The 12331-nt window shown below is 45.9% G+C and carries 16 protein-coding genes; 1 reads left to right on the top strand and 15 read right to left on the bottom strand.

What is annotated here, in order from left to right; all coding sequences use genetic code 11:
* Window positions 1-105: 105 nt before the first annotated feature.
* From TCA2_RS08045 to spoIIIAA, 13 genes are all read right to left on the bottom strand, one after another.
* Complete coding sequence (locus TCA2_RS08045) at window positions 106-339, bottom strand: DUF2273 domain-containing protein (RefSeq protein ID WP_047911053.1); 234 nt, start codon at window positions 337-339, stop codon at window positions 106-108.
* Between the two features lie 13 nt (window positions 340-352).
* On the bottom strand, window positions 353-895 hold the full coding sequence (amaP, locus tag TCA2_RS08040) for an alkaline shock response membrane anchor protein AmaP (RefSeq protein WP_047911052.1): 543 nt from the start codon (window positions 893-895) through the stop codon (window positions 353-355).
* 96 nt (window positions 896-991) lie between these two features.
* Window positions 992-1405 (bottom strand): Asp23/Gls24 family envelope stress response protein, encoded by a 414-nt coding sequence (locus TCA2_RS08035; protein ID WP_047911245.1) that lies wholly within the window; start codon window positions 1403-1405, stop codon window positions 992-994.
* 113 nt (window positions 1406-1518) lie between these two features.
* Window positions 1519-2862: an acetyl-CoA carboxylase biotin carboxylase subunit gene (gene accC, locus TCA2_RS08030; RefSeq protein WP_047911051.1), complete on the bottom strand. Its 1344-nt coding sequence runs from the start codon at window positions 2860-2862 to the stop codon at window positions 1519-1521.
* Between the two features lie 71 nt (window positions 2863-2933).
* Window positions 2934-3416: an acetyl-CoA carboxylase biotin carboxyl carrier protein gene (gene accB / locus TCA2_RS08025; RefSeq protein WP_047911050.1), complete on the bottom strand. Its 483-nt coding sequence runs from the start codon at window positions 3414-3416 to the stop codon at window positions 2934-2936.
* A gap of 140 nt (window positions 3417-3556) precedes the next feature.
* Window positions 3557-4303: a SpoIIIAH-like family protein gene (locus TCA2_RS08020; RefSeq protein ID WP_047911049.1), complete on the bottom strand. Its 747-nt coding sequence runs from the start codon at window positions 4301-4303 to the stop codon at window positions 3557-3559.
* Window positions 4304-4359: 56 nt separating this feature from the next.
* The gene (spoIIIAG, locus tag TCA2_RS08015; protein WP_047911048.1) at window positions 4360-5001 is read right to left on the bottom strand and encodes a stage III sporulation protein AG; all 642 of its coding nucleotides are present in this window, start codon (window positions 4999-5001) and stop codon (window positions 4360-4362) included.
* A 32-nt stretch (window positions 5002-5033) separates the two neighbouring features.
* The gene (gene spoIIIAF / locus TCA2_RS08010; protein ID WP_047911047.1) at window positions 5034-5774 is read right to left on the bottom strand and encodes a stage III sporulation protein AF; all 741 of its coding nucleotides are present in this window, start codon (window positions 5772-5774) and stop codon (window positions 5034-5036) included.
* Window positions 5775-5778: 4 nt separating this feature from the next.
* On the bottom strand, window positions 5779-6900 hold the full coding sequence (gene spoIIIAE, locus TCA2_RS08005) for a stage III sporulation protein AE (protein ID WP_238546327.1): 1122 nt from the start codon (window positions 6898-6900) through the stop codon (window positions 5779-5781).
* A 94-nt stretch (window positions 6901-6994) separates the two neighbouring features.
* The gene (spoIIIAD, locus tag TCA2_RS08000; protein WP_047911046.1) at window positions 6995-7384 is read right to left on the bottom strand and encodes a stage III sporulation protein AD; all 390 of its coding nucleotides are present in this window, start codon (window positions 7382-7384) and stop codon (window positions 6995-6997) included.
* 34 nt (window positions 7385-7418) lie between these two features.
* Complete coding sequence (gene spoIIIAC / locus TCA2_RS07995) at window positions 7419-7622, bottom strand: stage III sporulation protein AC (protein ID WP_047911045.1); 204 nt, start codon at window positions 7620-7622, stop codon at window positions 7419-7421.
* A gap of 17 nt (window positions 7623-7639) precedes the next feature.
* Window positions 7640-8158 (bottom strand): stage III sporulation protein SpoIIIAB, encoded by a 519-nt coding sequence (gene spoIIIAB / locus TCA2_RS07990; RefSeq protein WP_047911044.1) that lies wholly within the window; start codon window positions 8156-8158, stop codon window positions 7640-7642.
* The gene (spoIIIAA, locus tag TCA2_RS07985; RefSeq protein ID WP_047911043.1) at window positions 8151-9137 is read right to left on the bottom strand and encodes a stage III sporulation protein AA; all 987 of its coding nucleotides are present in this window, start codon (window positions 9135-9137) and stop codon (window positions 8151-8153) included. Before spoIIIAA ends, spoIIIAB begins: the two co-directional genes overlap by 8 nt.
* A 278-nt stretch (window positions 9138-9415) precedes the next feature.
* On the opposite strand from spoIIIAA, the gene TCA2_RS07980 reads away from it, so the two are divergent.
* A complete protein-coding gene (locus tag TCA2_RS07980) occupies window positions 9416-10153 on the top strand; it encodes a 2-phosphosulfolactate phosphatase (RefSeq protein ID WP_047911042.1) in 738 nt (245 codons plus the stop codon).
* Between the two features lie 88 nt (window positions 10154-10241).
* Here the strand turns inward: TCA2_RS07980 and TCA2_RS07975 are convergent, their stop codons facing one another.
* Together TCA2_RS07975 and efp are read right to left on the bottom strand one after the other, a co-directional pair.
* Window positions 10242-11495 (bottom strand): aspartate kinase, encoded by a 1254-nt coding sequence (locus TCA2_RS07975; RefSeq protein WP_047911041.1) that lies wholly within the window; start codon window positions 11493-11495, stop codon window positions 10242-10244.
* Between the two features lie 270 nt (window positions 11496-11765).
* Complete coding sequence (gene efp / locus TCA2_RS07970) at window positions 11766-12323, bottom strand: elongation factor P (RefSeq protein ID WP_047911040.1); 558 nt, start codon at window positions 12321-12323, stop codon at window positions 11766-11768.
* Window positions 12324-12331: the final 8 nt, after the last annotated feature.

Genomic DNA, 12331 nt, shown 5'->3' with positions numbered 1-12331 from the left:
CAATGTATTCTTCACACAAAAAAACCTGTGCTTATGCTATTCTTCCCAAAAACGGGCATGAAGACTGCAGCTCTTTTTTGGAGTAAGAAAAGCATATCACAGGGTTCATTTGAACGGACGCCAAACATTAAGCAGATAGTCAAGCCAGCTCCGCCATGGAATGACGTTGCTAAACTTCTGATCGCTTCTTCTGCCAAGCGTATATCCGATAAACACCACGAGTGCAAAGAACAACATATCCCAAAAACCAACCATCAAATAAATAATACCTAAAAAAATCCCACCGGCAATGCCTAAAATCCGGCCTTTATAACTGTCCCAGATTTCCTTCCACGGCATCCATCAACCACCTCTATTCCACTCGGCTCTTATAGTTCGGTGATTGCACAAGATTGGCGATGTATACCGATACGACTGCTACCGGAATCCCAGTAATGTCTTGTACATGATCATGTACTGCCTTTTGAAGCTCGCTTGTCAGCTCCGGAATGGAACTTTCACCGTCAACTACAGCACGGATTGTAATTTCAAGACCAGACTGGGCGACCTGGATACGCGATTTCACCTCACGCACGCCACGGAATTTGGATGAAGCTTTCAGACACAGATTTTCAATCGTCTCCATGGATATTTGAATATCCCCGTATTCCGTCTTCTGATCAACCGAAGGATAAGTGTTATGGTCCCTACGTACAGAAATATAGAAGAATCGGATACTAAGCAGAAACAAGATGATCGCCACAGTCAGAATGACTGCCATGAGCATCTGTTCATTCTGAATATACATATCCAAATCAGGTACAAGTCCGCTAAACAGGAGGATGATAATTACAGATACTACACCAACAACTAAACTGTATAAAAATAACAGAAGCCTGTCCAGTATTTTAGCCACGAACGTATTCAACCTCCCAACATCAACAACTAGTATAAAAAAGATGGACTAAACCCCTGGCGCATGACGCCGGGGGTTTATAAGTTTCAGATCATTTTATTTCACGCGCTGAGGGCTGATCTCAGGTTGATCGTCAAGCTTCTCTTGATTCTTGAATTGAACATCGTGAATCTGAACGTTTACTTCGACGACCGTAAGTCCTGTCATATTCTCAATCGAGCGCTTAACATTCTGCTGAATTGCGGAAGCGACTTCCGGAATACGATGTCCATATTCAATAATTACAGAAACATCAACAGCAGCCTCGCGCTGGCCTACTTCAACTTTGACGCCTTTTGAGAGGTTCTTACGTCCTAGCAATTCAGCAAATCCACCTGCAAAACCACCGCTCATGCCAGCCACGCCGCCAACCTCAAGGGTTGCAAGTCCAGCAATGACTTCAATGACTTCCGGCGCAATTTGGATCTCGCCAATGTCCGTTCTCTCAAATTCAGTCGGCACTGTGCTCATCTCATTTAACACACCTTTCAATAGTAAGTTTCCTCGTCCACAAGAAAGACATGCGTACTTATTATTCATACTATAGCATTCGAGGGACTTTATGACAAACAAGCTTGCCAAATTTAAATTTCATTTTCCTCTAAGAATTTGATATCAAAGTCACCTTTGGAGAAGGCCGGATGATCAAGCAGTCTTTGATGGAAAGGAATCGTCGTAGGGATGCCCTCTACAGCAAATTCGGACAAGGCGCGCTTCATCTTCGCGATCGCTTCATCACGAGTCGGTGCCCACACGATCAGCTTGGCAATCATGGAATCATAGAAAGGCGGAATGCTGTAGCCTTGATATGCTGCGCTGTCTACCCGTACACCAGGTCCACCCGGTGCAAGATAGAAATCAATCTTACCCGGTGCAGGCATGAAGTTACGGCTCGGATCCTCTGCATTGACTCTGCATTCAATGGACCACCCGTCAATGACGACATCCTCCTGTGCAAAGGAGAGCGGGCTTCCTTCAATGACTGAAATCATTTCCTTAATCAGGTCAATCCCTGTGACCATCTCGGTGACCGGATGCTCAACCTGAATACGTGTATTCATCTCCATGAAGTAGAACTCACCGTTCGGGCTGAGGAGAAATTCCAGTGTACCCGCTCCACAGTAATCGACAGCAAGTGCTGCACGTACGGCGGCATCACCCATCTTCGTACGTGTTTCTGGGTCCAATACTGGACAAGGCGCTTCTTCAATAAGCTTCTGTCTTCGGCGCTGGATTGAGCAATCTCTCTCCCCTAAATGAACCGCATGTCCATGCTTGTCAGCAATGATCTGAATCTCAACATGCTTCATTCCCGTCAAAAACTTCTCCAGATAGACACCAGCGTTGCCAAAAGCCTTCTGGGCTTCCTGCTGTGCTGCCACGATCTGCTTCACAAGATCTTCCTCGTCTTCAGCAATTCGGATTCCTTTACCTCCGCCGCCTGCAGTCGCCTTAATAATTACAGGATAACCGATATCTCTGGCGATCATAACTGCTTCTTCGACACTCTCCACGAGACCATCAGAGCCCGGAATGACAGGAACACCCGCATCCTTCATCGTTTGTTTGGCTACCGCTTTGTCCCCCATCTTCGTGATGGCATCAGCGGAAGGGCCGATAAAGGCAACATTGCAGGATTCACAAATCTCCGCAAAATCTGCATTCTCAGCCAAAAAACCGTAGCCAGGGTGAATTGCGTCACATTCAGTTAATGTGGCTACGCTCATAATATTAGTTATGTTAAGGTAGCTGTCCTTGGATAAAGTCGGTCCGATACAATAAGCTTCATCTGCAAGTCTGACATGGAGTGCGTCACGATCCGGTTCTGAGTAAACAGCTACCGTTGCAATACCCATTTCCCTGCAAGCTCTAATAATCCGAACGGCGATTTCTCCGCGGTTTGCTACCAATATTTTTTGAAATTTCATGATTACCATATCCTCCTTTGGAGCATTGACCTATTTACGCTGCTATCTATAGTCATTTCACCAACAGGAGCTTACTCCGGTTTGACCAAGAACAAAGGCTGACCATACTCAACGAGCTGTCCATTCTGTACAAGAATTTCTACAATCTCGCCTTTCACGTCAGCTTCAATTTCATTCATCAGCTTCATCGCTTCTACAATACAAACGGTTGACTTCTCTGTAACCTTGCTGCCAACATTGACAAAAACGCCAGCTTCAGGGGAAGGTGCAGAGTAGAACGTACCGACCATCGGAGACACAATTTTATGTAAATTGCTGTTTGCAGTCGCTTGTTCCTGTACGGGCGCAGCAGCCGGTGTTTCGATTGCTTGTGGTACAGGCTGAACCTGGCTTGTTACTGGATAAGCACTGACCGCAGCCGCTGCTTGGACAATTTCAGTCTTGCCTGGTTTACGAATGGTCAGTCTGGACCCTTCATTCTCAATTTCAAGCTCCTGTACGGAAGACTCGTCAATAACCTTAATTAATTCTTTGATTTCATTTAATTTAAACATTTGTTATTTTCACTCCTTCGGCATACTGCCATATTCACTCGGACAGTCATAACTTTATGTATTATATCACAAACACTAAAAATGGAAAGAGCCCAAGAATTAAGGGATTCTGGGCGCTTCCCAACTTGCTTGCAGCTTATTTATTCTTTGACATATTGAACCCGGACTTTGTCCTGCGTTACATCCAGCTCGCTGATAACCAGATCAACAATGTTTACCGCGTCGATCGCCTCCAGCTTCTCGCTGATCACAACCACTTTGTACTCATTCTCTTCCTCTTGAACAATAGCGTTTGCATACTGCTGGGAGAGCTGTTCCTCAATACCTAGTATTTTCTCATTTTTTTCCTCTAATATACGCAATTGTTCCAAAGCCTTTGCATTTTCTTCCGGTGTTTTTGTCGCGTCGGATGCTGCAGCCATCAAATCATTTGAGAGCTTGCTATTCTCTGAAGAACGTTCCCATTGGTAATTCTCGAAGACCGTGATTGCTGAATTAGGGTCATCCTGAGCTTCCAGCTGGTTCAGTACATCTTCATCTGTCTTTGCTTCTTCCGTTGCTGCCTCTGTCTCTGTACCTGTGCCTTCAGTGCTTGGTGCTGCCGCATCCGTTTGTTCCCCGGTTGCTGCTGGTTCTTCCGAAGTGTTAACCGGTGCTCCTGTTTCGTCTGTTTGCTCACCTGTTGCTGGTTCCTCAGTTACAACTTCGTTCAAGACAAGCCCTTCCAGTGTGTTTTGAGCAGAAGCTTCTTCGGCATTACTCATCTGCCCTGACTCTGCAGTCTGATTGGACGATCCTGAATCATCCGTGAATAGATAATAAGCGGATAGAACAACCATCAGACTCAGCATCGATACGAGCCATATCGTTTGTCTTTTGTTTTTCATTTTTTATATTCCTCCCACATTGGATCAAGATTAAGATTAGGCACTAATTCAGTGCATTATTGCTGTTTTCTGGGTACGACTGAAATTCTGTACGACGGAACGTTCAGACCTTTCTCCACCGCTTCAACGATAAGGTCCTTAACCACTTTGTTCTCTGCTCCCTTGGCAACAACGAGTACCCCTCGAACCTGAGGCTTGATCTTCTTCGTAATGATCGGCACCTCATCGCCGGATTCATTGTAAGTAACAATCTCACCGTTGCGTGTATATTGGGTAATGTTTCGCTCACCGCCGTTCGCGTCGGTCTCCTCCGTGTTTTGCTGGGAGTCCTGCATGTTACGCTGAACGATGATCTCTTCGGTAGAGTCAATAGTCACCATAATATCCACGGTTCCTACACCAACGATTTGCTCAAGAATTCCTTTCATTTTATCCTCAAACGATCTTTCGATCGTATCAAAAGGGGTGGCCTCATTGACGGAAGACTCAAAGGCTGACTGTACACTGGTCTCCTGCGGCGGTTCTCGCCCTACGTTCTCTGGTTCAATCTCTTTGACGTTAACAAAGGAGCTAAGAATCACGATGGCAACGCCGATCAACCCCACAATGATTAGCCAGCGAAACGTTTGTCCTCGCTTAGCAGCTCCATCCTCGCTTGATCCAAGCCATTTATTTAACTGATCTCTGAATTTCCCCATGTTATATTCACCTCGCTTATATCATTCTGAATTCAATAATTGTTATCTGTAGAAGGAATAAGAATCCGAACCCGCTCAGGATTCACTTCCCATTCCTGTTTAAGCAGCTCTTCAATCAGACTGATCTCTGTCATTGTCATGGCTGAAACGGCTTCGTCATCTGTGGTGGTTCCTTGATCATCCTCTGCATTCATCGTCTCAGATGCATTCACATGAATATCACTTGGTTCCACCGGCTGAATATAGATCGGTCCAAGCTCATCATCCGTCTCTTCAGGAGGACGCTGCTCTTCCTGTTGCGCTGAATAGGTGTCAGCAATAGCGACCTCCACACTTGTAATCCCGGTCTCCCCTGATTTCTTTCCCGACCTCTCAAGAGCTCCGAGCTGCACAGTAACCGACTTTACGGGCAGCTGTGATTCCTGCTCAATCTGTGCCTTCATCTGATCCGCAACCTCATTGGCTGCCCAGTCCATGGCACTCATTTCATGCTGCTGTGTGAGCTCTCTGCTTTTGTCCATAATTTCAGATAGTGTCATGTCCTGCTCCTCTGTAGAGCCTCCGCCCCAATCCGTTAAGGCGGCACTTAATCTTTCATTCGAATCCTGGTTAATTAAATTGATGATCGGTGAAATCAGAGTAAGCAGAATAAGCAGACTCAGCACTAATTTGACATATCGTTCCATGGATTTGTTCGGTAGAAGCATATCCACGAATGTGGCGAGAAGCACCACCAGTATTAATTCCCTGAGCCAGCCGCTGAGCCATTCCATCCTCTCACCTCAACATCACCGTCATATTTCCTGCAGTCAGCATAATCGTGATGGCTAGAAAGAACATGAGACTCACTGCCGCAAGGGCAGCGAATACATAGATTAAGCTTTTTCCTATCGCTTGGAGGCATCCAACAATAGGTGTATTGCCAAGTGGCTGCATGATCGCTGCTGCGACGTTATAGATCAGTGCCAGTGTCAGTATCTTCAATGCAGGAAATGCGCAGATGAACAAGATGATGATCACTCCCGCGAGTCCAATCGAGTTCTTCACGAGCAGCGAAGCGGAAATGACCGTATCTGTTGCATCGGCGAGCACCTTCCCCACAACAGGAACGAAATTACCGGATACATATTTAGCAGCTCTGATGGTCACGCCATCTGCTACGGAGCTGGTAGCCCCCTGCACGGATATGACACCGAGGAAGATCGTCAGGACCACACCGAGCAGCCCCACGCCGATTATTCGCAGCAGATTCGCAAGCTGAGTAAGCTTAAATTTGTCAGTTAATGAGCTGACCAGGTGCAATACTGCCGAGAAGAACAGCAGCGGAAATACAATCTTATAGATCACCATACTGATGGTGTGAATCATAAACACGATCAGTGGATGCGTCACCGATACGGTAATGATATTTCCCATGGATGCGAGAAGCGCAAACAGCAGCGGAATCATCGCAAGCATGAAGTCAATCATCTGGTCGATGGCACCCTTTGCATAGCCGATAGCGACGTTGAAGCTGTTGATCGAAATGACGACGATAACCATGTAACAGATGGAATAGGCGACCTTGCTGATCGTGCTCTTCTCAAAAGCCGTCTGGAGCGTTTCTAGAATCATGCTCATAATGTTCAGCATAATGATGGTGACCAGCAGCTTTCCGTTAAACAGGATCTCATGGAGCAGGAATCTGCCGATCGCGCTGAATATATTTTTCAGGCTGAGTCCTTCTCCTCCAGGAAGGAGCATGTCCATGAAGGAGGGCAGCTGTCCTTCAGGAAAAAAACCGCCATAATCATTAATGAGTGACTGCCAATATTTCTCTACCTGCTCTGTGGGCAGCTGCTCCAGTTGTTCTCCTGCCCAGTCTGTAACGGGCGAGCTGGCGAATACATTCGTACCCAAGGCGAAGAAAAAACAGATGACAAATACGATAACGATTCGTTTATCCTGACAGTGATAGCTCTTATTTATCACATCCTTTATCCTCCGCCTCCACTCATACCGGCAGCAGCTTCAGTACCGTTTCGATAATAATGCTGATGATCGGTACGGCCAGTACCAGAATCAACACTTTGCCGGCAAGCTCGATTTTTGAAGCAATACTTTCTTGACCTGCATCTCTTACAATTTGTGCTCCAAACTCTGCGATATAAGCAATGCCAATGATCTTGAGAATGGTCTTAAGATGTACTTCATCCATTCCTGAGGACTCTGCCATTCGTTCCAGAACGCCAATAACACTGCCAATCTTGCCAATGACGAACAGAAAGATGAGAATCCCGGCTGTGGTTGCAATTAGAAACGCAAACATGGGCTTTTGCTCTTTCACAATCAAGATCAGGATGGTTGCGATTAGTCCAAGTCCTACGATTTGTATAATTTCCATGTTATGATCACCTTTTGTTCACCTTAAGCCTGCTTTAATGGAACAAGAATATAGACTTGATCTCCTGAAGCAAATTGTCGAGCATGCGAACGACCATGAAGAGCACAACAACAAATCCGATTACGGTAACCCAGTGTGCCATATCTTCTTTGCCCATTTGCTTGAGCACCGTATGGATCATCGCTATGATAATTCCGATGCCTGCGATCTGAAATATTGCATTTACTTCTAAATTCATTTGAGAATGGCACCTCGCTATAAGATCAGGATGACGATCAGCGCCCCGACCAGAAGTCCAAGACTGCGGCTCATCTTCTCATACTTTATTTGATCGTTCCGGGCCGAAGCTTCCTCATGATTCAGCTGCTGAATGGCAAGGGTGATATGCTTGTTCTGCTCTTCCCGGTCACTCGTTCCCAGGCTGAAGCTGAGCTGGCGAATCGCTTCTTTTTCCGGCTGCTTCATCGCCGTTTGGCTCCAATAGCGATTTATCGCATGCTGGAAGCTCTCTTGGGCCGACAGGCCTTGTGAGGAATTCATATGGTCCGCAGCCGAGATAAACAAACGCCCAAGCGGTTCACTTGCCTGTTTACCAATTTGACTCAAGGCTTCGGCAAGAGGTCTGTAGCTGTAATTGATCTCTGTCAAAAGTCGCTGCAGCATCAATGTAAGCTCCCTGATCTGCTTCGGTCGTGAGGCAAATTGATTCGCTTGATAAAAACCAGCAAGCGTCCCTGACAATAAAATAAGGACGGAACCAATCAGCTTAAGCATAAGTGCCTCCTGTGGTCATTCCTTGCTGATGCATGCCTTGAGGATGCAGACTCTTGTGCCTCATATCGGAGATTTTGTACTGAAACCTTTTTCCTGTGCGATCCAGAATAACGATTAATTGAAAATAATCTTCACTCATCAGCTGATGCAGCGCGGGTCTGCGTTTAAGCTCGGCTATATCTCTTCCATGGGCTGAAGCGATGACGGATATCCCTGCACCCAGCGCTTCCTTAATCGCCTCTGCGTCTTCCTCCCGTCCGATCTCATCTACAATAAGTACTTCCGGTGACATGGAGCGAATCAGCATCATCATTCCTTCGGCCTTCGGACAAGCATCCATGACATCGGTTCTTGGACCCACATCAAATGTCGGAACCCCTTTATAGCTGCCTGCTATCTCCGAGCGCTCATCCACAATGCCGACCTTAAAGCTCTTTCGTTCATTGCTGCCCATACTGATCTGCCTTGACATATCCCGGAGAAGCGTTGTCTTCCCCTGCTGCGGAGGAGATAGGATGAGGGTATGCTTGATTCGTGAGGTCTGTGGGTCCAGAAGGTGTGGCATCAGCCTGTCCGCTGCTCCTCTGACTTCTTTTGCAATTCGAATGTTGTACCCGCTAATATCCCTCAGGTGCTCAACCTTTCCGCCCTTTAGAACGGTTCTGCCAGCTAGTCCAATCCGGTGTCCTCCTGGAACTGTAATGAAGCCTTTTCTCAATTCTTCTTCCAATGTATAAAGGGAATGATTGCTGATTAGATCCAGGAAACGATAGGTGTCATCTCTTGAAGGCTTGTACGCTTCACTTGGCTTCTTAGACGGGCTACCTTGTTTTGTAACGAAATAATGTTCACCATGGGTATTGATCTCCATCGGTCTGCCTTCCCGAATTCTTATTTCTTCAAGCGTTTCTAGCAGCGGCAGGGGAATATATTCCAATATTGTTTTTAATGGAGTCGGGAACAGGTCCAGCCATTTCATATAAGCACCCCCTTAACTCGTGCACTTTTTCTGAGAGCGACTTCCGGGTCGTTTTTGTTGGTCTTAACCCATATGTATGCCTGTACCTGTTTTTTATGACGGGAATCTATCAATTTTTTCATTAATTAAGAGGAAATATAGCAATCGTCTATATCACCTCTATTAAGAGAATGTCTACTCACTATAGGCACCTGCCCTGTTCATTGTGCATATGGTAAGCTAACAGACTCCCATTTCATTGATTGAGGTGGAAGAAGCAAGTTAGGGAGGTGATTTCTTTGCGTATAGATGTCGTTGCGAGTGTCAGTGAGGTAAGATCTGAAGATCTGGTACACCGAAGTGCTGTCGTTATTGATGTATTTCGAACATCCAGCACCATTGTTACGGCGCTTGCCCACGGGGCAGCCTGTGTCATTCCGGTTGAAACCGTACCGCAGGCCAAACAGCTTCAATATGAGGATATGATTCTTGGAGGAGAACGATTCTGCAAAAAAATAACGGGCTTTGATGCGGGTAACTCACCTTTGGAATATACGAAAGAACTGATTCACGGAAAAAATGTGATCTTAACGACCACAAGTGGAACAAGAGCGCTCATAAAGGCTTCTAAGGCCTTAACCGTCTTCTCTGCATCCTTTCTCAATGCGAGGGCATGCGCGGAGATCCTGGTTCATCTTGATCGAGATGTTGTCCTCTTATGTGCGGGAAGTCAGGATCGATTTGCCCTTGAGGATGGATTATGTGCCGGGATGCTTATCGATGATCTAAAACATATGACCCAGCAGCATGTGCGTTCCAATGATCTCGGTATAACCGTTCATCAGGCGTACCTTCACAACAAGGATCAGCTGAAGAAAATAGTGTATGAAGGAAACGAGGCCAAACGTCTTATCAAGCAAGGCCACGCCCTGGATGTGGACTACTGTTTAGAGATGAATAGCAGCTCCATTGTGCCTGTACTAGAGAGTAACCAAGTGATCCGGCCTTGGACAACAAAAAAAGATCTGCACAATTAATGTGCAGATCCCAGGCTGTCGATAAGTTTTTTGACAGCTATCATATATATCATATAACTAGTATACGGCTAACGCTTCACGCAATAGGTTATCTGCGGTCCTGCGGACCACCGACAAATGCTTTGACATCGGTGTCCAGGTTATAAGCTGTATGCAGCGCTTGAATAACTTCATTCAGCTTGTTGCCTTCGATGACACAAGAGACTTTAATCTCAGAGGTGCTCACCATCTTAATGTTGACCCCTTGTTTAGAAATAACATCAAACATTTGAGCGGCTACGCCAGGATGGCTGACCATTCCTGCACCCACGATAGATACTTTAACCAGGTTCTCTTCAAAAGTAACTTCACGATAAGGAAGCACCTGCTTCATGCTATTGATAACCTCAATTGCACGCTCGCGATCATCCAAGGCTACAGTGAAGGAGAAGTCCGCTTTACCGTCACTAATACCGCTCTGTACGATGATATCTACGTCTAGCTGTGCTTGAGCCAGTGCACCGAACATACCGGCCAGCACTCCTGGAATATCCTCTACTCCCAGAATACTAATTCGTGCTACGTTTTTATCATAAGCGATGCCGCTTACCACTACTCCCTGTTCCAATGCCGCTTCCTCCTTCACAACCGTTCCTTCATTATAGTTAAAGCTTGAACGTACAACCAAAGGCACCTTCGAATGCTTCGCATATTCTACTGCACGCGGATGTAGAACCGCGGTACCCAGGTGAGCCAATTCAAGCATTTCATCATACGAAATTTCTTTGAGCTTACGAGCTACTTTGACGATTCGGGGATCTGTCGAATATACACCGTCTACATCGGTGTAGATCTCGCAAGCATCCGCCTTGATTGCAGCAGCCAAAGCTACAGCTGTTGTATCCGAGCCGCCCCGGCCAAGTGTCGTAATTTCTCCATCCGCCGTAATACCCTGGAAACCTGCAACAATGACGATCTTGCCTTCATCAAGTGAACGCAGCACCTTCTCCGGGTTAATATCCGTAATTCTTGCTTTGCCATGTACCGGCTCTGTCACAAATCCTGCCTGCCAGCCTGTATATGAAACTGCTTCTCGGCCGAGCTGCTGAATAGCCATGGACAGCATCGCGATCGATATTTGCTCACCTGTCGTCATCAGCATATCGAGCTCCCGCGCCGGAAGCTTACTATTTAACAATTTCGCTTGGTCAATCAAATCGTCAGTTGTATCTCCCATTGCGGAAACGACAACTACACATTTATGCCCTTCATCCTGTTTCTCGGCAACACGTTTGGCTACCCGTTGCATCCGTTCTGTATCTCCAACAGAACTGCCTCCGAATTTCATTACGAACAAAGACAAACCGAACTCACTCCCTACAGTATGTAACGTAAGATTGTAAACCATGGTAAGCATAAGCTCACCTTGCTTCTAAACAGTATAATACGAATAGCGCTTTGTTGTAACCCTTTTTTACTGTAAATCAGTAAAGATGTTAATGTGAAAATATGGAACTCGCGATAAATGGATTCTCTTTCTCTTAATAAAACAATATCCTCTGCTGAATAATGCTTAAGCAGAGGATAGTACAGCATGATATTACATATTTATTATCTTACAAATGTCTATTTATTACGCGCGGGAGTTGTATTTACCTTCGCGAGTATCGATGATCAGAACATCGCCTTCGTTAATGAAAAGAGGAACCTGAACATTCAGACCCGTTTCCACTTTTGCATTTTTGGTAGCACCTGTTGCTGTATTGCCTTTGATTCCAGGCTCGGTTTCAACAACCTTCAGCTCTACAGAGTTAGGCAGGTTGATACCCAGGATCTCTCCTTGGTAGCTGATGATGTTCACGTTCATGTTCTCTTTGAGGAAGTTCAGTTCCCACTCGAGCTGATCGCTGGTCAATGTAAATTGATCGTAAGTTTCGTTATCCATGAAGGTATGCTCATCACCGCTTGCATAGAGGTAAGATACACCGCGGTTATCGATTTGAGCGCGTCCAATCGTTTCACCCGCGCGGAAAGTTCTCTCTACCGTGTTGCCATTACGCAGGTTTTTGAGTTTAGAGCGAACAAATGCCGCGCCTTTACCTGGTTTAACGTGTTGGAAATCAAGAACCGTAAAGATATCTCCGTCAACCTCTACTGTCAAGCCTGTTTTAAAATCGTTTACTGAAATCACTAAAAAAC

This window comes from Paenibacillus sp. TCA20 (assembly GCF_000732325.1).
GTDB classification, from domain to species: Bacteria; Bacillota; Bacilli; order Paenibacillales; family Paenibacillaceae; genus Paenibacillus; species Paenibacillus urinalis.
The sequence above is the reverse complement of the archived record's forward strand: the minus strand, read 5'-3'. Positions and strand labels throughout refer to the sequence as shown.

Excerpts from the sequence above, each read along its gene's own strand:
- spoIIIAC (WP_047911045.1), bottom strand. The coding sequence starts at position 7,622 with ATGAATTTAGAAGTAAATGCAATATTTCAGATCGCAGGCATCGGAATT.
- spoIIIAA (WP_047911043.1), bottom strand. The coding sequence starts at position 9,137 with ATGAAATGGCTGGACCTGTTCCCGACTCCATTAAAAACAATATTGGAA.
- spoIIIAD (WP_047911046.1), bottom strand. The coding sequence starts at position 7,384 with ATGGAAATTATACAAATCGTAGGACTTGGACTAATCGCAACCATCCTG.
- TCA2_RS08035 (WP_047911245.1), bottom strand. The coding sequence starts at position 1,405 with ATGAGCACAGTGCCGACTGAATTTGAGAGAACGGACATTGGCGAGATC.
- spoIIIAG (WP_047911048.1), bottom strand. The coding sequence starts at position 5,001 with ATGGGGAAATTCAGAGATCAGTTAAATAAATGGCTTGGATCAAGCGAG.
- TCA2_RS08020 (WP_047911049.1), bottom strand. The coding sequence starts at position 4,303 with ATGAAAAACAAAAGACAAACGATATGGCTCGTATCGATGCTGAGTCTG.
- spoIIIAF (WP_047911047.1), bottom strand. The coding sequence starts at position 5,774 with ATGGAATGGCTCAGCGGCTGGCTCAGGGAATTAATACTGGTGGTGCTT.
- TCA2_RS08045 (WP_047911053.1), bottom strand. The coding sequence starts at position 339 with ATGCCGTGGAAGGAAATCTGGGACAGTTATAAAGGCCGGATTTTAGGC.
- spoIIIAB (WP_047911044.1), bottom strand. The coding sequence starts at position 8,158 with ATGCTTAAGCTGATTGGTTCCGTCCTTATTTTATTGTCAGGGACGCTT.
- accC (WP_047911051.1), bottom strand. The coding sequence starts at position 2,862 with ATGAAATTTCAAAAAATATTGGTAGCAAACCGCGGAGAAATCGCCGTT.
- accB (WP_047911050.1), bottom strand. The coding sequence starts at position 3,416 with ATGTTTAAATTAAATGAAATCAAAGAATTAATTAAGGTTATTGACGAG.